Raw genomic sequence first — 17,929 nt, forward strand, 5'->3', positions numbered from 1 at the left:
GGGCCACCTCCCGCCGCGCGTTACCCGCATTCGCGCCCGGTATGCCCCGATCGTCGGCTCGGCTCGGCTCGGCTCGGCTCGGCGCGGCTCGGCTCCGCGCGGCTCGGCTCGGCTCGTCCGGGTCCGCACGCCGCCGACGGGCGTGTCGTAGCCACGAAGGCCAGGTCGACCCCGCGCGGCGAGGGTCAGCCCGAGAGGGTGCGCCGGCCTCCGCGCATCCGCTGGCGAGGCGGCGGGTCGGCGGGCTTCGGCCGCTTGAGGTGGTAGCGGTGCAACTCGTGGTGGCCGGGCAGGGACGGGTCCTCGCTCATCGCGACCAACTCCCAGCCCTGGTCACCGGCCCGGTTCAGGTGGGCCAGCGAGGTGTCGCCGTACGGCGTCACGTCGACCATCGAGCCGTCCGGGCCGTACCAGACGAAGACGACCTCCCAGCCGAGGTCGTTCGTCGCCGCCTGGCGGCGGCGAACCAGCAGGGCGTACTCCCACTTGAGCATGGCGTCATTCTCACCCCGCGCCGGCGCGCTGGCACGGATCAATCCTCGGCGATCCGCCCGCCGTCCACCCGCAGGCGCCGGTTGGTCTCGATGGCGGCCAGCATCCGTCGGTCGTGGGTGACGAGCAGCAGCGTTCCGGGGTAGCTGGCCAGCGCCGACTCAAGCTGCTCGATGGCGGGCAGGTCCAGGTGGTTCGTGGGTTCGTCGAGCACCAGCAGGTTGACCCCACGACCCTGGAGCAGCGCCAGCGCCGCCCGGGTCCGCTCACCGGGGGACAGGGTGGCCGCCGGTCGCGGCACGTGCGCCGACCGGAGCCCGAACTTGGCCAGCAGGGTCCGCGCGTCCGCCGGCGACATGTGCGGTACGGCCGCGTGGAACGCGTCGATCAGCGGCGCGTCACCGAGGAACAGCCCTCGTGCCTGGTCGACCTCACCCACCACCACCCCGGGTCCGAGCGAGGCGCTGCCGGCGTCCAACGGCAGCCGCCCGAGCAGCGCGGCCAGCAGGGTGGACTTGCCCGAGCCGTTCGCCCCGGTCACCGCCACCCGGTCCGCCCAGTCGATCTGGAGGTCGATCGGGCCGAGGGTGAACCCTCCCCGGCGTACCACCGCACCTCGCAGCGTGGCCACGACGGCGCCGGCGCGGGGCGCGGCGGCGATCTCCATCCGCAGCTCCCACTCCTTGCGGGGCTCCTCGACCACGTCGAGCCGTTCGATCAGCCGATCGGTCTGCTTGGCCTTGGCGGCCTGCTTTTCGCTCGCCTCGGCGCGGAACTTGCGGCCGATCTTGTCGTTGTCGGTGGCCTTGCGCCGGGCGTTCTTCACGCCCTTCTCCATCCACCCGCGCTGGGTGCGGGCCCGCGCCTCCAACCCAGCCTTGGTCTCGGCGTACTCCTCGAAGTCCGCGCGGGCGTGCCGGCGGGCCACCTCGCGCTCCTCCAGGTAGGCCGCGTAGCCGCCGCCGTAGTGGTTGACCTGCTGCTGCGCCAGGTCCAACTCCAGCACCCGGGTCACCGTGCGGAGGAGGAACTCGCGGTCGTGGCTGACCAGCACCGTGCCGGCCCGCAGCCCGGTGACGAACTCCTCCAGCCGCTCCAGACCGGCCAGGTCCAGGTCGTTCGTCGGCTCGTCGAGCAGGAACACGTCGTACCGGCTGAGCAGCAACGACGCCAGCCCGGCGCGGGCCGCCTGGCCGCCGGAGAGCCCGGTCGTCGGGTGGTCCAGGTCGACCGCGAGCCCCAGGTCCGCGCTCACCTGCTCGGCGCGTTCGTCCAGGTCCGCGCCGCCGAGGGCGAGCCAGCGCTCCAGCGCGTCGCCGTACGCGTCGTCGGCGCCCACCGCCCCGGCCGTCAGCGCCTCGGTCGCCGCGTCCAACGCCGCCTGCGCGGCGGTCACCCCGGTCCGGCGGGCCAGGAAGTCCCGCACGGTCTCGCCCGGCCGCCGTTCCGGCTCCTGCGGCAGGTGCCCGACGCTCGCCGTGGGCGGGCTCAGTCGCACGCTGCCGGCCTCGACCGGCAACAACCCGGCGAGGGTACGCAGCAGCGTCGACTTGCCGGCCCCGTTCGGCCCCACCAGGCCGACCACGTCACCGGGGGCCACCACCAGGTCCAGCCCGGCGAAGAGGGGGCGGTCACCGTGCCCGGCGGCCAGGTCCTTCACGATCATCGTGGCGCTCATCAGTTCGGGAGCCTATCCGGCCGCCCGCATACGACCAGCCCCCAGCGGGCAGACTCAACGGCGTGGTGACCACACTGGCGATCGACTGCGGCGGCGGAGGCATCAAGGCGTCCGTGCTCGACGAGGCGGGGACGATGCGGGCCCGGCCGCTGCGGGTGCCGACCCCGTACCCGCTGCCGCCCTCGCTCTTCGTCCGGACCCTGCTGGATCTGGGCGGGCGCCTGCCAGCGGCGGACCGGCTCACGGTCGGCGTACCCGGGATGATCCGGCACGGGGTGGTGGTGACCACACCGCACTACGTGACCCGCAGCGGCCCGCGCGGCCGGGTCGACCCGGACCTGGTCGCCGAGTGGTCCGGCTGGGACGCGCGCGGCGCGCTGGCCGACGCGTTCGGGGTGCCGGCGCTGGTGCTCAACGACGCCGAGGTACACGGCGCCGGCGTGGTCGCCGGCACCGGTTGCGAACTGGTGTTGACCCTGGGGACGGGGCTGGGCAGCGCGCTCTACGACGGCGGGGTGCTCGCACCGCACCTGGAGCTGTCGCACGCGCCGGTGCGGTGGGGCACCACCTACGACACGTACGTGGGTGAGCCGGAACGGCGGCGGCTCGGCGACGCCTTCTGGTCCCGGCGGATCCGGCAGGTGGTCGACGGGCTTCGCCCGGTGTTCCGCTGGGACCGGCTCTATCTGGGCGGGGGCAACTCCCGACTGATCCGGCCCGAACAGTTGGCCCGGATGGGCGACGACGTGGTGGTGGTGCCGAACACGGCGGGGATCGTCGGTGGCGTCCGCGCCTGGGAGTTGGCCGCCAGCCGCCGCGACGCGCGAACCTGACCCTGCTGCGGATCGCGCGCGGGCAGGGCGTCCAGCACCCTGCGCAGTTTCGACAGCGGGAACAGTCGCCAAACGCCAGGCGTTGTGCCAGCGTCGGAACAGGTGACGGTGCGACCCGAGGAGGTGGGCAGATGGATCTTCTGGCGGACTACCGGCGGGCGACCATGTTCTTCGAAACCGGTGACCCGAGCGGCGCGGCCCGACTGCTGGAGCCGATCGTCGACGCCGAACCCGGCAACGCGGCGGTCCGGCAGTTGCTGGCTCGGGCGTACTTCCAGTCGGCCCAGCTCAACCGGGCCGAGGAGCACCTGCGCGAGCTTGTCGAACGGGACCCGAGCGACCACTACGCGCACCACGTGCTCGGTCGGACGCTGGAACGGCTCAACCGGCACACCGACGCGCTGCGGCACCTACGGATCGCCGCCGCCATGTACGCGACCAACGACGACTACCGGATCGCGCTGCAGCGGGTGGAAACCCGGGTGGGCGGCACGCGCTGAGCGTGGACCGGTGACGATGCGAGGGGCGGTCCTTCGGGGCCGCCCCTTCGTCGTCCGGCTCGTCGTCCTTTCGTGCCCTTTGTCGTCCGACGGCCGGGCTCTTCCTCGCCCGGCGGGTGGGCCACCCGGCGTGCCTAGGATGGCGGGCATGGGACCTGACCGGGCGGGGGCCGTGGCATGAAGCTCAAGCTGGACCTGCACGAGATCTTCAACAAGGGGCAGGACATCGACCGCGCGTTGCGCGGGATCATGGACGAGGCGGTGGCGAAGAAGGCCACCCTCGTCGAGATCATCCCCGGCAAGGGGTCGGGTCAGCTCAAGAAGCGGGTGCTGCGGTTCCTCGACCAGAAGGACGTCAAGCAGCTCTACCACCGCGTGGAAAAGGACTCGAAGAACTTCGGCCGTCTCTTCGTGCACTTTCGGTGGAAGTAGTGACGACGCGGCCCGCTTCGCAGGCCGCGTGGGAGAGTCCTACCTGAGCGCGTTCAACGCTTCCCGGAAGTCTTGGGTGGGGTGTTCCCGTGGATACCGGCTGTGCAACTCGGCGTCGACCTCACCAGCGACCAGCAGCAGGGACGGCAGGGACCGTCGAGCCGCGGTGAATGCGGCCAGCCCCGAGTCGACGGCGCGTTCCAGGTCGCCGGAACGCACGGCGGTGGCGGCGAGGGTGAGGCGGGCCTCGGCTACCCGCATCGGTGACCGCTCGACGCCGTTGGGGCTGGTGCCGGCGCGGATGACTTCAGTGGCGTAGTGCTCTGCGAGGGCGTCGTCGCCGGCGAGCCGGTAGGCGTCCATGGCGTAGAACAGCCACTTGTCGGGATCGACTTCGAAGTGGTTGTCGGGCCGGTCCGGTGCCGGCAGGGCGTCGAGTAACTGGAGGCCACGGTCTAGCGCCTCGCGTACTGCGGAAGCGTCGCCGAGTCGAGCCAGCGCTTTGGCTTCCTGGGCGATCAGTTGCACCGTCACCCCTTGCCGTCCGGCGGCCCGTTGCCCGGCACGAGAGGCGGCCAGCACCGCGCCGTGGCGTGACTGGGTGAGGGCAAACCATGCGGCCATCTCCCACGACCAGCCGGTGATGCCGGTGTGGCCGGCTTCGTCGCCGAGCTGACGGGCGGCAGTGCGGGTGGCTTCCGCTCCGGCTCGCATCCCGAGGTCGTACTCGACGCAGCCAACCAGAAGCGCCAGCCATCCGGCGCAGACTAGTAGCTCTTGGTGCTGCCGCAGCCCGGTCGGGCGGTGTAGCAGCCGGACGACCTCGCGGATCCAGCCCTGGCCTTCGGCGCGGAGTTCCCGGGCATCTCGCCACCCGTACTGGCAGGACAGCTCTGTGACGGTCGCCTGCAAGGTTTCAATGGTGGCGGGAGAGGCGTCGTTGGCGCGCATCCGGTGCAGTAGGTCGGCGGTTTCCCAAGGTCGGGCATCCAGGGCGGCGGACACGTCCAGGGCGGCGCACGTGATCAGCTCGCCGCGGGTGCCGAGGACTTCGTCGACTCGACGGGCCAGGTCTTCACCGGGGCGACGGTGGCCATTCTCGATCCGGGACAGGTGACCCTTGTCGGCGGGAAGCAGCTCGGCGAGGCCGGCCAGGCTGAGTCCTCGGGCTTCCCGTGCTGCCCGCATCTGGGTGCCGAACGATGGCATGTCTCGGCCTTCCGCCGGGGTTGCCGGGTTGCTGATGCTCCCCGGCAACGCGCAACCCATCGACTCCACTGAGCGTACCGCCGCAGGGTAGATCGCATGGATACGAGCAGTAACGAGAATGCCGCGTGGAGGTTGTCGTGATGATCCGACCGTTCCGCTGGCGCCGCCAGCCAGTGCAACTCGACCGGGGCGAGCCCGGTGACACCCACCCCAAACCCGAGTGCGCCGACCTGCCCACGCTGCCGCCGGGCTCGATTCCTCGCACCTGCGGGGACATGCGGTGAGCCAGAGCCAGGCCATCATCCGGTGGGAGACTCCGCCGCCGGTGACCCGTCGACCGGCCACCCGCGACGGGATGACCCCGGTGGAGCGGGTCCGGCGGATGGCCGCCGAGCTGCGTGCGCGGCCCGGTGAGTGGGGTGTCGTCGCCGAGGGCGCCAACACCCGCGCCCACTGCACGCGCATCCGCGAGGGCGCCGAGCTGGCGTGGCGGCCGGCTGGTGCGTTCGAGGCGGCAGCCCGCACCGTCGACGGGCGGATCACCATCTACGCCCGCTACGTCGGAGCAGCCCAGTGATGGGCGAGGAACCCACGACGGTCCGGGCGGCCCGCGCCGACCTGGCGCAGCGGTCGGCCAGAGCGCTCGGCGACCGACTGCAGGGTCAGCACCTGCCCGGCCGGCCGACGTGGGACTGCGGAACCTGCGAGACCCCGTGGCCCTGCGATCCCGCGCGCGTTCGTCTCGCCGAGACGTACGGCGAGAACCGGGTCAGCCTGTCCATGTACCTGGCGTCGCTGCTGGACGCCGCCCTCGTCGAGATGCCGGACACCCCGGCCGCGGAGTTGCACGAGCGGTTCGTGTCCTGGACCCGATGACCGCCACCACGTCCAGGAACAGAGGGCCGCCCACTGCCGCGGCTAGACTGACCCGGCCCGTGAGCTGGCCAGATCCCGCCATCAGATCGGAAAGCACCGTGCAGGTATCCCAGGCACTGGACGTGATGGAGGCCCTACTGCGGGCCTCTGAACATCCGGACATCACCGCGATCGAGCGGTACGGACGGGACGCTCAGGTAGGGGGCCAGTCCCCTCCCGGAATCTCGGTGCTGCACAAGTCATCGGACACGCGGGCGTTGCTCACGGCCCTCCCCGCACCGCGTGACGCCACGCCGGTGCAGCTGCCCACGGAGCCGCTGTCGATGCAGCATCGGGCAGCTCGAATGCTCGCGTTCGCGCACCAACTGCTGGACGCCACGCGCCCCGAGGTCTTCGCGTCGTGGGAACTCTGCGGTGAGCCAGGCACGAAGGGGCCGGTCGCTGCGGCGATCCGGATCGCCGCACGTGATGGCTCGGTGATCTACCTGCGGGGCCTCGCGGCGTCGGGCTCGATGCGCGAACCCGAGACCGATCCTCACCCGGACTACCAAATCCCCCAGGGAGTCCAGTCATGGCACCGCAGTCCCAGTGCGGCACGTGCGGAGCCCGTGTCGGCGTAGCTCCCTGCAAGAGGTGGCACCGCTGACCTTCGTGTGCGACCAGGGCGGGGCAGCCAGGTGGGAGCACAACGGCGTCGGCCAGTCCGAGGAACGTGACGAGCATGTCGAGAACGGCGCCGCCAGAGAACCCGCTGATCATCAGACTGCGGAGCGTGTCGTCGGCAGGGGTGGCGTAGACGTCTGCGGTGCTGCCGTCGTCTGCGCTGATGTGCCAGTAGCTGTACTGAGGTTCCGATGGTCGGCCCTGGGCGCGAAGACGGCCAGGAAGGCATCACCCGGCATCGGGGCGGCATCGCCCTGCTCGAACCGCTGAACGACCATGTCGTAGCTCACCGCAGGAAGTTAGCGCCTCGACCAGAACGAGCCGGCCTTAGCGGTGGCAGATCCGCGGCTTCGATCCTGTGCTGGGCGTGGTTAACCACATAGCTGCTGGTCGCTTAATCTCAGGCGATGGAGGACGTCATTGGTGGAATCGGCACGTGGGTCTGCAGCGGCATGGCTGTGCTGGCCACCACGTGGGGCGTGGTCGTGCTCGTTACCGGTCGGGCTCCACGGCGAGAACTGAGCAATTTCCAATCCGTCGCGCAGTATGGATGGTTTTGTGTAGGCCTTGGCGTGGCATCTGGGCTTCTGGCGCTGAGCGGTCTCGGCGGGTGGTTCGGAGCGCTGGCCATCGTCGGCCTCGGCTTGCTCGGTTGGATAACCCTTCGCACTTATCGTCTACAGCGAAGGGCCCCTCGCCAGTGAGGCACTACCACCGACATGCCTTGAGGACTCTCCGCCGACCCCGCCGGTGGAGAGCCAGCCGCCCCTGCCCTGGAGCAATGCCGCCGAGAGTAGCGCCAGCGGGGTTTAGGTAGATGGAGCCGAAGTTAGATTGCATCTAGCTTCGCCCCGACGTCACTGCGGTGCCCGGGTGGCCGGAACCCCGGATGGGCTCTCGATCACCACGGGAGTGATCTCGCGGGGCCCACTGGTTCGCCGGCGGACGTCGAACCGTACGCAGATGTTGTAGGACGTGTCCTCGTCGGCCAGCCAGCCCTCGGATGCAAGGCCCACCATCACGACCTCCACCCTGGACAGCAGGCCAACCCCATGCTCGTCCGGATCGTGGACCGAGGAGGTGAGCAGTTCGCCTCCGGTTTCGGCGACGAGCCGATCGAGTACGGACTGGTTGCTCTTCCAGCCCTTCAGGCTGAGCGAGTCGGTTGCCCACGCCTCGGTTTCGTGGGCGATCTGTTTCGCCTCCTTCAAGACCTGGTCCCCAGCCCTGTCGTGAGCGGAAAAGGAGCACCCAGCGGACGGCAGCACGACGAGGCAGGCCATCAGCGCGCCGAGGGCGGTCCGCCCCCAGCGCGCCGGATCGAGTGCCCGTCGACTGCCGATGGTGTGTCGCGACATGCTGCTAGAACATCGTCGATCCCGTCGGCGCGCATCCGTCCCGGTACTCAGGAAAGGGACGGCCTGCCGGGGCACCCCAGGGGCAGCGAGAAGGCAGCACCGGGGTCGGTCTGCGGCGGTCTGGTCTAGGTGAGGAGTTGGAGGCGAGGCGCGTCGTGGCTGTGCGCGATGGGCGCTGCGCAGTGCTCGCAGGTGTGGGTCTGAGGGCGGACCAGGTTGGTCTGCGTGGAGAAGGTGCCCGACTGGACCGGTTCCGGGCAGAGATAGCCAAGATGCAGCCGGACCCAGGGGTCGCCGGTCAGCGCGAGCGAGGGCCGGTCCCGTTTGGCGTCGTGGAATGGCGCCCACCAATATTCCACCACCGCGCGCAGGATCGTCAGTTCCCGTTCGGAGGTGCTGTCGAACGCGGAGATCCGCGCGGCCGCCGGGTGCCGGCCGGTCTTGCTGTCACCGGAGCAGGTGCCGTGTTCCGCGCCGTGCGTCAAGCCGGTGGTGCGGCCGGTCCTCTGGCAGATGAAGCAGTCCAGGCTGAGTTCCACATCGCTCTTCCAGTGCAGGTTGTGGAAGGACGATCCGCCGAGGGTCAGGGCGGCCGTTATCTCGACGGATCGCAGCATGGCCCGATCCTCGCAGGGGTGACGCTCAGCCGCACAGGGCGTACGGCTGAGCCGCGCCTCTCCTCGTCTCGATCCGGCCCGGTGCGTTGCGGAGGGTCAGAGTGCGCCCGCGCCGAACACCCAGGGTGTGGTCTGGGCGATGAAGTCGGCCGGGAAACCGAGGTCGAAGCCGGTCGCCGATTCCAGCCGCGTAACCAGTTCCGGCGGCAGCGTGACCGTCGTACAGCCCAGGTTGTCCTGTAGCTGGTCGAGGGTCCGCGCTCCGATGATCGGCAGCACGCCGTCTCGTCGGCGGGTCCAGGCGAGGGCAACCTGAGCGGGGGTGACGCCCAGTTCGTCAGCTACCTCCTGCACGACCCGGGCCACACCGAGGTCCCGGTCACTTATCGCGTCCCGGTCGAGGCGCGTCTTCCCGGTCGACGGCGCGGCGGTGTACTTCCCGGACAGCACGCCGCCGCCGAGCGGGCTCCAGGCGGTCACCGTGAGGCCGTACGCCTCGGCCATCGGCAGCAGCTCCCGCTCGGCGTCGCGGTTGATCAGGCTGTACGGCACCTGTAGTCCGGCGAACGGAGTCCAGCCACGCCACTCGGCCAACGTGTTCGCACGGGAGACGACCCAGGCCGGTGTGTCCGACACACCGATGTAGAGAACCTTTCCGGCGGTGACGGCGTCGTCGAGCGCCCGCATGGTCTCCTCGATCGGCGTGTGCCGGTCCCAGATGTGCACCCAGTAGATGTCGACGTGGTCGGTGCGCAGGCGGCGCAGGCTGGTTTCCAGCGACAGCCGGAGATTCTTGCGGTGGTTGCCGCCACCGTTGGGGTCAGCCGGGTCACGGGTCACCGTGTACTTCGTGCCCACGACGAACCGGTCGCGCCGGCCGGCCAGCAGCTCGCCGAGGATCTCCTCGCTAGTGTCGCCGCGGTAGTTGATGGCGGTGTCGACGACATTTCCGCCGGCCTCGGCGTAGGCGTCGAGGATGCGCCGGCACTCCTCGATCGGCGCGCCGACGCCACCCTGCTCACCGAACGTCATGGCGCCGAGCACCAGCTCGGACACCCGCAGACCGGTACGCCCCAAGGTCGTGTACCTCATGCGAACATCGCCGCCACGTGCTCGGCCATCTCGTCGGCGGGGACGTCGCGCAGGTGCCGGTTGATCGCCCAGCGGTGCCCGGACGGGTCGAGGAACTGTGCGGTGCGGTCGCCCCAGAACGCGTCGTGCGGCGGCTCGAACGCGGTGGCTCCGGCGGCGATCGCGCGGTCGTAGGCGGCATCGACGTCGGAGACCGGCAGGTGGAAGGCGGTCGGGCTGCCGCCCAGAGCCGCCGGCGTACGGAGGCCACGGTCCGGCCATTCGCCCGCCACGGCGAGCACTGTGTCACCGACCCGCAGCTCCACAGTGAGCGGGCGGCCGTCGGGCAGCGGCACACGACTGGTCTCCTGCGCGCCGAGCACCTGCGCGTACCAGGCGGCCGCAGCGTCGGGATCGTTCACCACGATATGGACGGCGATCTGTGTCATGCATCGACCATACATGCTGTCTGGTCAAGTCGTCCAGATGCTTCGTACGCTATGCTCGGGACTGTGATGGCCCGACGTGACGAACCTCCGCGCGGTGACGTCGAGCTGCGCGAGCGCATCCTCGACGCCCTGCGTGAGCTGCTGCGTGAGCGCACCTTCGACACGCTCAGCGTCGCCGAGATCATTGCTGCGGCAGGGGTTTCCCGGGCGAGCTTCTACTTCTACTTCGCGGGCAAGCAGGCGGCGCTGGCCGAGCTGGTGCGTCGGGCGGTCGGCGCCGGCCACGCGGCCGCGCAGCCGTGGGTGCGGGGGAGCGCCAGCCCTGGTGACGCTCTGCGGGCTGGCATCGACGCGGGCGCCGACCTGTGGCTGTCCAACGCGGCGGTGTTGCGCGCCATCGTGGAGAGCTGGGCGTCCGACCCGCAGCTACGCGAGCTGTGGCTGGCCCAGATGGCGACGTTCACCGATGCGGCGGTCACCCGGATCGAGGCCGAGCGCCAGGCCAAGCCGGCCGTCGCGGCTCGGCTCGACGGCGTCGACGTCGACGCGCTCGCCGCATCGCTGACGTGGACCGGCGAGCGGCTCTACTACCTGGCCGCGTGCGGCGTGCCGCCGTTCGACGACCGGAAACTGTTGGTCGACACGATGACCCACCTGTGGGTGTCGGCCCTCTACGACTAGTGCGGTGGTCCGGCGGGAAGCGGTCTCCGCCGGACCACCGTCCGACCCGTCAGAAGGGATACGTGCGGGCGACCGCCAGCATCTCGGAGCTGTGCGACCCGACGACACCCACGCCCGGCGGTCGGGGGCGGAAACCGGGCAGCGCGTCCAACCCGTCACTGGCGTCCATCGCCCGCAGCGACACCAGAGGTGCCCGCGGCAGCACGGTCAGCGTCACCTCGATCCCCTCGGGCGGCGGAGCGTGGAAGACCACCCCGAAGCCCCACCGGTCCAGACCCGCCTCCTCGACTGTGGGCTGCCGCTCCACCGGAACGGCCCGACCGGAGACCTCCGCCCGCTTCACCTCGGCGGTCTTCGCGTCCACGTGTAGCGACACGAGGCGTACCTGTCGCTGCGGCACGACCTTCACCCGCAGCGTGCGCTCACCGCCGACGGTGCTGTCCGACAGCAGTTGCACGGTCGGCGCTGGCAGGTTGGCGTTCGGAGCCGTGCCGACCCGCAGCGACTCGTCGCCCAGGGTGGGGAACCGCCAGCGCAGCGACTCCCGCGCGACCGGGTCGATGTGCTGGGCCGTCCACGGTTGCAGTTCGTCCTCGTGGCTGACCCACTGCGCCTGGCCCGTGTCGGTGTCCAGGGCGTACATCAGGTGGGTCGGCGCGGGATGGGCGGCGTCGAACCGGTCGACGCCCAGCCCGACCCCGGCGAGCACCACGGTCGCCACGGCGGCGGCTGCCGCCGGCAGCACACCGAGCCGGCGGGCCCGCAACGCCCGTAGGCCGCGCTGGCCGCCGGCCTGCGGGTGCAGCAGGTCGACCACCGGCAGGGCGGTCAGGCCGAGCAGCACCGCGACAAGCGCCGCCACCCCGCCCATGCCCATCCCCAGCGCGGGGAACAGCAGCACCACGGTGGGCAGCAGGATGACCACACCGACCGCTGCCCCGGCGGTCACCGCCACCACCGGCCACGGCCCGGTCTGCCGGGTACGCAGCGCGACCAGCCCGCTGAGGGCGCCGGCCAGCGCCGGCACTGTGGTGAGGTACGCCCCGCCCGGCACCGCCACGGCGAGCAGCACCCCGAGCAGGGCCAGCCAGGCCAGCCCGCCCACGGCCAGCGCGGCCGGGCCGATCCGGCGGCGCAGCAGCGCGTACCAGGTGAACAGGGTGGCGGCGGCGAGCGCCACGACGGCCAACCGGTACCAGATCGGCCGGTACGGGTCGAGCAGTTCCGCGTACCCCGGTCGGATCTTGGTGATCGCCAGCCAGAGCAGTTGCGCGGCGACCGGCGCGACCACGATCGGCACCAGGGCCAGCCCGAAGCCGGCGGCCAACCGGCCGGTGCTGGCCCGGCCCCGCCGACGGACCAGCCAGCCCAGCGCGGCCACCGCCGCCACCGCGAGCAGGGCCAGCGGCAGGGTGAGCGTGCCCGGGTAGCGGACCAGGCCGCCGGGGACCGGGAAGTAGGTCGCGTCGTGCCCCGAGCGCAGGTCGGTCAGGTCGGTGCGGCCGAACTCCCGGGCCAGGCCCAGGGCGTTGTCCCCGTGCTGCTGGAGGCTGCTCCGGTCCATGGCCGCCGGCGTGTCGAGCGGCGTGTGGTAGATCGCGCCGCCGTCGATGTACGCCGAGTTCAACCCGACGAACTTCCGGTCCAGGAACGCGGTGAAGTCGGTGTCGTTGGGCAGCGCCCGGTAGATCTCCACCGCGAACGAGGTGCCGACCGGATGCGGGGCGGCCCGACCGAAGACGTCCACCAGTTTCGCGTTGTTCCGGGACGTCTCGAACATGATCACCGGGCCGGTGGAGCCGCGCGCCTCCAGGTTGAGCACCACCCCGCCGTCGGCGGCCAGCGGGTGGCTGGCGGCGAACGCGGACGCGCCGCAGAGGCACGCCTCCTCCGCGTCGGTCAACACGAAGACGATGTCGTTGCGGGGCCGCGGGCCGGTGGTCAGCGCGCGGGCCACCTCCAGGATGGTCGACGTGCCGGCCGCGTCGTCGTTGCCGCCCGGCCCGGTCTGCACCGAGTCGTAGTGGGCGACCAGGAAGACCCGGCCGGTCGAGTCGGTGCCGGGCAGCCGGGCCACCACGTTGCGGACGCGGGCCAGGGTCGCCCCGCCCGCCGCGCCGCTGAGCTGCCCGGCCTCCGGGGCCACGGTGTCCTGCACCTCGGTCTCCAGGCCCAACCCGCGCAACTCCTGCTCGAGGTGCGCGCGGACCTGGTCGTTGGCCGGGCTGCCGGCGACGTGCGACCGGGCGGCGATCACCCGCACGTCCTCGTACGCCCGAGCGGCGCTGAACTCGCCCACCGGGGCGTCTGCCGGTTTCGGCGTCGGCGTGCGCAGGTCGAGCAGGCTGCCGGCGCCGACGGCGACCAGCGCCACGAGCGCCGCGGCGGCGGCCACGAGCCGGCGGTGCGGCCTGGTCAGCGCACGATCCGCAGGGGGTACGCCCGGAGTCGGACGAGCCGGTGTGCCCGTCGTGGCCGGGGTGGGGGGTGCGCCCACGGAAACTCCTCGGGGGGTGGTGGGGCCTGGGGTGGCACCATCCTGCCCTCCGGCGCTCCCGGATGGCATGGCCGGTCGGCCGGGCACCGATCACCCGCGTGGTTTGTCCGTCGGCGGGCAGTGATGCGGCCCATCCCCGCCCGTGCCACGGGCATCGTGTTGTGTGCGACCGTTGTCTAATACAGGATCAGCAGGGCACTCGGAAGGAGCCCGACATCACCAGCGAACTCCCGCGTCTCGCGGCGGTGACCCGGCCGCACCGGGGGTCCGGCTCGGCCGGGTCCCCAGTTGTGCCGTACCCGCACGGTGGCCTGGCGCGGCACGCGAACCTGCCGCCGGGCGAACGGCTGCGGGTGCTGCTGGTGGAGGACGACGAGGGCGACGCCTTCCTCGTCGGGGAACTGCTCGCCGAGACCAACTCGATGATCGACCTGATGGTCGCCACCAGCCTGCGCGAGGCGCGGCAGCGGATCAACGACGTCGACTGCGTCCTGCTCGACCTGGGCCTGCCCGACGCGCAGGGGCTGGACGGGCTGCGTCAGGTGCTGGAGATGTCCAGCGGCGCCGCGGTCTGCGTGCTGACCGGCCGCTCGGACGAGCACCTCGGCGTCGTGGCGGTCGCCGAGGGCGCACAGGACTACCTGGTCAAGGGTCAGGTCGACGGGGTGCTGCTGACCCGGGCGCTGCGCTATGCCGTGGAGCGCAAACGCGCCGACGAGAACGCCCGCCGGCTGCGGGAGGTCGAGCTGCGGCAGGCCGAGTCGGCCCGCCTCGAACGCGGTCTGCTGCCCCAGCCGCTGATGACGACCGACCAGGTGGCGGTGCACACCTTCTACCGGCCCGGCCGGCACGCCGCGCTTATCGGCGGCGACTTCTTCGACGTGGTGCAGACCCGCCCGGACCGTCTCGACCTGATCGTCGGCGACGTCTGCGGGCACGGGGTGGACGAGGCCGCGCTCGGCGTCGAGCTGCGGGTGGCCTGGCGGGCCCTGGTGCTCGCCGGAGTGCCGGACGACGAGGTGCTGCCCGCGCTGGAGCAGGTGCTGATGAGTGAGCGCCGCCTTCAGGAGATCTTCGCGACGGTGGCCACCACCAGGCTGGACCTGGACGCCAACCGCGCTACCGTCCGACTCGCCGGACACCCGCCGCCGCTGCTGCTCTCCGGCGGCCGGGTCGCCCCGGTGCCCGCGCCCGGCGGCCGACTGCTGGGCGTACGACCCCGCCGGCCGATCGCCTACGACCTGGAGTTCGACACCGATGACTGGTCCCTGCTGATGTACACCGACGGCCTCATCGAGGGGCGGGTGGGAGCGGGCAACGATCGCCTCGACGTGTTGGGGCTGAGCGGGCTGCTCGACGAGCCGGCCAACCGTTCGGTGTCGCTGCCCGAGCTGCCGGCCTGGCTGGTCGGCCGGGCCGAGCGGCTGAACGGCGGCGCGCTCGCCGACGACGTGGCAATGCTGCTGGTGAGCCGTGGTGGTGGCCGGTGAAGCCGGTGGTCGGCGGCTGGAGTCTGCGCCGCCGGGTCATCACGCTGCTCACCGTCGTGGGGGTGCTGCTGATCGCCCTGGCCGGCGCGGAGGCGGCGATGGCCGCCCGCAACCGCACCCAGATCGACGCCGTCCTCAACGAGACCGGCCCACTGCGGGTGCAGTCCCAGGAGCTGCTCAACGCGCTGCTCGACCAGGAGACGGCGATCCGTGGGTACGCGGTCAGCGGTGATCCGGACGACCTGAACCCCTATCGGGAGGGGCTCGCCCAAGAGCAGAGCGTCACCGTCTCGATGCGGGCGCTGCTCGACGACTATCCGCAGATCAGCCAGGAGTTGCGGACCGTCGAGGAGCGCACCGCGCAGTGGCGGCAGTCGGTGGCCGAGCCGGTGATCACCACCACCGAGCGCAGCGGCACCAGCGCGGGTCAGGCACTCGTCACCGAGCGGGCCCGGCAGCAGTTCGACGAGGTGCGCACGGCGGTGAACGACCTCCAGGAGGAGGTGCTGGCCGCCCGGGAGCAGACCGCCGACAACGTGCGTACCAGCAGCAACGTGCTTGTCGTGCTGCTGATCGTCGCAGCCCTGGTGGTGGTCGTGGCCGGCGCGGTGCTGCTGCTCTCGCTGGACCGGATGGTGATCCGGCCACTGACCGGCCTGGCCACCCAGGTCCGTGAGGTCGCCGAGGGCGACTACCAGCACCGCATCGCCACCACCGGCCCACCTGAGTTCATCCGGCTCGGCGACGACGTGGACGCGATGCGGCAGAAGATCGCCGCCGACCTGGCCGAGGTGCGGGGTGCCCGCGAGCGGATCGAGTGGGTCAACAGCCAGCTCCAGAAGCAGGCGGAGGAGTTGACCCGGTCCAACCGTGACCTGGAGCAGTTCGCGTACGTGGCCTCGCACGACCTGCAGGAGCCGCTGCGCAAGGTGGCCAGTTTCTGCCAGTTGCTCCAGCGTCGCTACGCCGGGCAGCTCGACGAGCGGGCCGACCAGTACATCGCGTTCGCGGTGGACGGCGCACAGCGGATGCAGCGTCTGATCAACGACCTGCTCGCGTTCTCCCGGATCGGCCGGCTCACCACCGGCTTCGTCGAGGTCGACCTCAACAAGGTGATGGGCGACGTGGCCGGCCAGACCGAGGCCGCGCGGCAGTACGCCGACGCCGAGCTGACCTGGGGCGACCTGCCGGTGATCTCCGGTGAGGAACCGTTGCTCACCAACCTGCTGGCCAACCTGGTCAGCAACTCGATCAAGTTCCGTCGGGCGGACGTGCCGCCCAAGGTGCACGTCTCGGCCCGGTTGGTGGACTCCGAGTGGGAGATCACCTGCCAGGACAACGGCATCGGGATCGAGCCGGAGTTCGCCGACAAGATCTTCGTGATCTTCCAGCGGCTGCACTCGAAGGACGCGTACCCGGGCACCGGCATCGGGTTGGCCATCGTCAAGAAGATCGTCGAATATCACGGCGGCCGGGTCTGGGTGGACACCGACGTGCCGGAGGGCACGGCGATCCGGTTCACCCTGCCGGCGCTTCCGGTGGACCTGGAGGCGGCCGCCGCCGTCGACTCGTCGGAGCAGCCGCAGGCCCTGCCGGCGGGCGACGCCACGCCCTCGAACGAGACTCCGGCAGCGCCGACCGAGCAGTCCGAGGGGTCGGACCGGCCGGACCGGGCCGACAGGTCGCCGGAAGGCGGTAGAACGGGTGACATGAGGGAGACGGTGGGATGACCGCGCCTGCGGATGGCAAGAGCCCGATCGAGGTCCTGCTGGTCGAGGACGATCCGGGCGATGTGCTGATGACCCAGGAGGCGTTCGAGGAGCACAAGCTGCGCAACCGGCTCACCGTCGTCTCCGACGGCGCCGAGGCGCTGGCCTACCTGCGCCGGGAGGGCCAGTACACCGACGCGGTGGCGCCCGACCTGATCCTGCTCGACCTCAACCTGCCCCGGCGCGACGGCCGGGAGGTGCTGGAAGAGATCAAGAACGACCCGGAACTGCGTCGGATCCCGGTGGTGGTGCTCACCACCTCGCAGGCCGACGAGGACATCCTGCGCAGCTACCAGCTGCACGCCAACGCCTACGTGACCAAACCGGTGGACTTCGAGCGCTTCATCTCGGTGGTCCGCCAGATCGACGAGTTCTTCGTCAGCGTGGTCAAGTTGCCGCCGCGTGGCTGACACCCTGCTCGACGACGTCGGCGACCTCCTGCGGGAGGCCGCCGACCAGGTCGTGCTGCCGTTGTTCCGCAAGCTCGACGACGCCGACGTGTCGGAGAAGGCGCCCGGCGAGGTGGTCACCGTCGCCGACCGCCGGGCCGAGGAGTTGCTGTCGGCGGGGTTGCGCCGGCTGCGGCCCGGCTCGACGGTTGTCGGTGAGGAGGGTGTCGCCGACGACCCGGGGTTGCTGGGGCACCTGCGCGACGCCGGTGATGTCTGGCTCGTCGACCCGGTCGACGGCACCGCCAACTTCGCCGCCGGTCGCCGGCCGTTCGCGCTGATGGTGTCGTTGCTGACCGACGGACGGCCGGTCGCCGGCTGGATCCTCGACCCGCTCGCCGGCACCCTCGCCGTCGGTTCGGCGGACGACGGCACCCTGCTCAACGGCCGACCTGTCGACACCACCGCCGCGCTGCCGCCGCTCGGCGAGCTGCGCGGCGCGGCGATGACCAAGTTCCTGCCGCCGGACATCCGGGACCGGGTCCGCGCCGGCGGTCGCCACCTCGGTGAGCTGCTGCCCGGCCAGCACTGTGCCGGCCGCGAATACCTGGACATCCTCACCGGTGAGCAGCAGTTCGTCCTCTTCTGGCGCACCCTGCCCTGGGACCACGCTCCGGGCACCCTGCTGGTCCGCGCGGCCGGTGGCGTCGCCCGCAGGTTCGACGGCGCCGACTACCACCCCTCCGACGACGGCCGCGGTCTGCTCGTCGCGGCCAACGAGCAGATCTGGAACGACGTACGCGACGCCCTCCTCGCCCCCTGATCCGGACACCGCAGGAGGCGTCTGGGGAGCGTCTGGACGCTCTGCGCGAGGCTTCTGGACGCTCTGCGCGATGGCGCTGGAACGCTCTGTCGACATCGGGGC

General features: G+C 71.4%; 20 protein-coding genes. 12 read left to right on the forward strand and 8 right to left on the reverse strand.

Annotation, left to right across the window (positions count from 1 at the left end; translation table 11 throughout):
* Nucleotides 1-185: 185 nt before the first annotated feature.
* Nucleotides 186-494 carry a hypothetical protein gene (locus tag ACPXBU_RS27785; RefSeq protein ID WP_347664392.1) on the reverse strand — a complete coding sequence of 103 codons (309 nt, stop codon included), beginning with the start codon at nt 492-494 and terminating at the stop codon, nt 186-188.
* Between the two features lie 38 nt (nt 495-532).
* Nucleotides 533-2,170: an ABC-F family ATP-binding cassette domain-containing protein gene (locus tag ACPXBU_RS27790; RefSeq protein ID WP_393370004.1), complete on the reverse strand. Its 1,638-nt coding sequence runs from the start codon at nt 2,168-2,170 to the stop codon at nt 533-535.
* A 62-nt stretch (nt 2,171-2,232) separates the two neighbouring features.
* Between ACPXBU_RS27790 and ACPXBU_RS27795 the strand changes: the two genes are divergently transcribed.
* From ACPXBU_RS27795 to ACPXBU_RS27805, 3 genes are all read left to right on the forward strand, one after another.
* Nucleotides 2,233-3,003: an ROK family protein gene (locus ACPXBU_RS27795; protein WP_425760325.1), complete on the forward strand. Its 771-nt coding sequence runs from the start codon at nt 2,233-2,235 to the stop codon at nt 3,001-3,003.
* Nucleotides 3,004-3,134: 131 nt separating this feature from the next.
* Nucleotides 3,135-3,503 carry a tetratricopeptide repeat protein gene (locus ACPXBU_RS27800; protein WP_393370008.1) on the forward strand — a complete coding sequence of 123 codons (369 nt, stop codon included), beginning with the start codon at nt 3,135-3,137 and terminating at the stop codon, nt 3,501-3,503.
* Between the two features lie 177 nt (nt 3,504-3,680).
* Nucleotides 3,681-3,935 carry a Smr/MutS family protein gene (locus tag ACPXBU_RS27805; RefSeq protein ID WP_007465523.1) on the forward strand — a complete coding sequence of 85 codons (255 nt, stop codon included), beginning with the start codon at nt 3,681-3,683 and terminating at the stop codon, nt 3,933-3,935.
* Between the two features lie 39 nt (nt 3,936-3,974).
* Here the strand turns inward: ACPXBU_RS27805 and ACPXBU_RS27810 are convergent, their stop codons facing one another.
* Nucleotides 3,975-5,144: a helix-turn-helix domain-containing protein gene (locus ACPXBU_RS27810; RefSeq protein ID WP_425760327.1), complete on the reverse strand. Its 1,170-nt coding sequence runs from the start codon at nt 5,142-5,144 to the stop codon at nt 3,975-3,977.
* A gap of 140 nt (nt 5,145-5,284) precedes the next feature.
* Here ACPXBU_RS27810 and ACPXBU_RS27815 point away from each other — a divergent pair, with 140 nt between their 5' ends.
* The 4 genes from ACPXBU_RS27815 to ACPXBU_RS27830 all read left to right on the forward strand — a co-directional run bounded on the left by ACPXBU_RS27815 (nt 5,285) and on the right by ACPXBU_RS27830 (nt 6,640).
* The gene (locus ACPXBU_RS27815) at nt 5,285-5,428 is read left to right on the forward strand and encodes a hypothetical protein (RefSeq protein ID WP_425760329.1); all 144 of its coding nucleotides are present in this window, start codon (nt 5,285-5,287) and stop codon (nt 5,426-5,428) included.
* Nucleotides 5,425-5,721 carry a hypothetical protein gene (locus tag ACPXBU_RS27820; protein ID WP_425760330.1) on the forward strand — a complete coding sequence of 99 codons (297 nt, stop codon included), beginning with the start codon at nt 5,425-5,427 and terminating at the stop codon, nt 5,719-5,721. The genes ACPXBU_RS27815 and ACPXBU_RS27820 overlap by 4 nt, the downstream gene beginning before the upstream one ends.
* On the forward strand, nt 5,721-6,020 hold the full coding sequence (locus tag ACPXBU_RS27825) for a flavin reductase (protein ID WP_425760331.1): 300 nt from the start codon (nt 5,721-5,723) through the stop codon (nt 6,018-6,020). Before ACPXBU_RS27820 ends, ACPXBU_RS27825 begins: the two co-directional genes overlap by 1 nt.
* Before the next feature lie 98 nt (nt 6,021-6,118).
* Nucleotides 6,119-6,640 (forward strand): hypothetical protein, encoded by a 522-nt coding sequence (locus tag ACPXBU_RS27830; RefSeq protein ID WP_425760400.1) that lies wholly within the window; start codon nt 6,119-6,121, stop codon nt 6,638-6,640.
* A gap of 900 nt (nt 6,641-7,540) precedes the next feature.
* On the opposite strand, the gene ACPXBU_RS27835 is transcribed toward ACPXBU_RS27830, so the two are convergent.
* The 4 genes from ACPXBU_RS27835 to ACPXBU_RS27850 all read right to left on the reverse strand — a co-directional run bounded on the left by ACPXBU_RS27835 (nt 7,541) and on the right by ACPXBU_RS27850 (nt 10,178).
* Nucleotides 7,541-8,041: a hypothetical protein gene (locus ACPXBU_RS27835; protein ID WP_425760332.1), complete on the reverse strand. Its 501-nt coding sequence runs from the start codon at nt 8,039-8,041 to the stop codon at nt 7,541-7,543.
* 125 nt (nt 8,042-8,166) lie between these two features.
* Complete coding sequence (locus ACPXBU_RS27840; protein WP_425760333.1) at nt 8,167-8,658, reverse strand: hypothetical protein; 492 nt, start codon at nt 8,656-8,658, stop codon at nt 8,167-8,169.
* Between the two features lie 96 nt (nt 8,659-8,754).
* Nucleotides 8,755-9,750, reverse strand: coding sequence for an aldo/keto reductase (locus ACPXBU_RS27845; protein WP_425760334.1), 996 nt, complete (start codon nt 9,748-9,750; stop codon nt 8,755-8,757).
* On the reverse strand, nt 9,747-10,178 hold the full coding sequence (locus tag ACPXBU_RS27850; RefSeq protein WP_425760335.1) for a VOC family protein: 432 nt from the start codon (nt 10,176-10,178) through the stop codon (nt 9,747-9,749). The genes ACPXBU_RS27845 and ACPXBU_RS27850 overlap by 4 nt, the downstream gene beginning before the upstream one ends.
* 66 nt (nt 10,179-10,244) lie before the next feature.
* Here ACPXBU_RS27850 and ACPXBU_RS27855 point away from each other — a divergent pair, with 66 nt between their 5' ends.
* Nucleotides 10,245-10,859 carry a TetR/AcrR family transcriptional regulator gene (locus ACPXBU_RS27855; RefSeq protein ID WP_425760402.1) on the forward strand — a complete coding sequence of 205 codons (615 nt, stop codon included), beginning with the start codon at nt 10,245-10,247 and terminating at the stop codon, nt 10,857-10,859.
* Nucleotides 10,860-10,908: 49 nt separating this feature from the next.
* Here the strand turns inward: ACPXBU_RS27855 and ACPXBU_RS27860 are convergent, their stop codons facing one another.
* Entirely contained in the window at nt 10,909-13,356 is a 2,448-nt protein-coding gene (locus tag ACPXBU_RS27860) for a M28 family peptidase (RefSeq protein ID WP_425760336.1), read from the reverse strand.
* Nucleotides 13,357-13,646: 290 nt separating this feature from the next.
* Here ACPXBU_RS27860 and ACPXBU_RS27865 point away from each other — a divergent pair, with 290 nt between their 5' ends.
* Genes ACPXBU_RS27865 through ACPXBU_RS27880 form a run of 4 tightly spaced genes read left to right on the forward strand, consistent with a single transcriptional unit; the run spans nt 13,647 to nt 17,827 of the window.
* On the forward strand, nt 13,647-14,846 hold the full coding sequence (locus ACPXBU_RS27865; protein WP_425760337.1) for a PP2C family protein-serine/threonine phosphatase: 1,200 nt from the start codon (nt 13,647-13,649) through the stop codon (nt 14,844-14,846).
* Nucleotides 14,843-16,576 carry a sensor histidine kinase gene (locus ACPXBU_RS27870; RefSeq protein WP_425760338.1) on the forward strand — a complete coding sequence of 578 codons (1,734 nt, stop codon included), beginning with the start codon at nt 14,843-14,845 and terminating at the stop codon, nt 16,574-16,576. Before ACPXBU_RS27865 ends, ACPXBU_RS27870 begins: the two co-directional genes overlap by 4 nt.
* Nucleotides 16,573-17,025: a response regulator gene (locus ACPXBU_RS27875; RefSeq protein WP_425760339.1), complete on the forward strand. Its 453-nt coding sequence runs from the start codon at nt 16,573-16,575 to the stop codon at nt 17,023-17,025. The genes ACPXBU_RS27870 and ACPXBU_RS27875 overlap by 4 nt, the downstream gene beginning before the upstream one ends.
* The gene (locus ACPXBU_RS27880) at nt 17,018-17,827 is read left to right on the forward strand and encodes an inositol monophosphatase family protein (RefSeq protein ID WP_425760340.1); all 810 of its coding nucleotides are present in this window, start codon (nt 17,018-17,020) and stop codon (nt 17,825-17,827) included. Before ACPXBU_RS27875 ends, ACPXBU_RS27880 begins: the two co-directional genes overlap by 8 nt.
* The last annotated feature ends 102 nt before the right edge of the window (nt 17,828-17,929 follow it).

Origin of the sequence: Micromonospora sp. DT231, from assembly GCF_049847025.1 — a bacterium.
In the GTDB taxonomy this organism is placed as follows: Bacteria; Actinomycetota; Actinomycetes; order Mycobacteriales; family Micromonosporaceae; genus Micromonospora.

Excerpts from the sequence above, each read along its gene's own strand:
- ACPXBU_RS27785 (WP_347664392.1), bottom strand. The coding sequence starts at position 494 with ATGCTCAAGTGGGAGTACGCCCTGCTGGTTCGCCGCCGCCAGGCGGCG.
- ACPXBU_RS27790 (WP_393370004.1), bottom strand. The coding sequence starts at position 2,170 with ATGAGCGCCACGATGATCGTGAAGGACCTGGCCGCCGGGCACGGTGAC.
- ACPXBU_RS27800 (WP_393370008.1), top strand. The coding sequence starts at position 3,135 with ATGGATCTTCTGGCGGACTACCGGCGGGCGACCATGTTCTTCGAAACC.
- ACPXBU_RS27805 (WP_007465523.1), top strand. The coding sequence starts at position 3,681 with ATGAAGCTCAAGCTGGACCTGCACGAGATCTTCAACAAGGGGCAGGAC.
- ACPXBU_RS27810 (WP_425760327.1), bottom strand. The coding sequence starts at position 5,144 with ATGCCATCGTTCGGCACCCAGATGCGGGCAGCACGGGAAGCCCGAGGA.
- ACPXBU_RS27815 (WP_425760329.1), top strand. The coding sequence starts at position 5,285 with ATGATCCGACCGTTCCGCTGGCGCCGCCAGCCAGTGCAACTCGACCGG.
- ACPXBU_RS27825 (WP_425760331.1), top strand. The coding sequence starts at position 5,721 with ATGGGCGAGGAACCCACGACGGTCCGGGCGGCCCGCGCCGACCTGGCG.
- ACPXBU_RS27835 (WP_425760332.1), bottom strand. The coding sequence starts at position 8,041 with ATGTCGCGACACACCATCGGCAGTCGACGGGCACTCGATCCGGCGCGC.
- ACPXBU_RS27840 (WP_425760333.1), bottom strand. The coding sequence starts at position 8,658 with ATGCTGCGATCCGTCGAGATAACGGCCGCCCTGACCCTCGGCGGATCG.
- ACPXBU_RS27845 (WP_425760334.1), bottom strand. The coding sequence starts at position 9,750 with ATGAGGTACACGACCTTGGGGCGTACCGGTCTGCGGGTGTCCGAGCTG.
- ACPXBU_RS27850 (WP_425760335.1), bottom strand. The coding sequence starts at position 10,178 with ATGACACAGATCGCCGTCCATATCGTGGTGAACGATCCCGACGCTGCG.
- ACPXBU_RS27855 (WP_425760402.1), top strand. The coding sequence starts at position 10,245 with ATGGCCCGACGTGACGAACCTCCGCGCGGTGACGTCGAGCTGCGCGAG.
- ACPXBU_RS27875 (WP_425760339.1), top strand. The coding sequence starts at position 16,573 with ATGACCGCGCCTGCGGATGGCAAGAGCCCGATCGAGGTCCTGCTGGTC.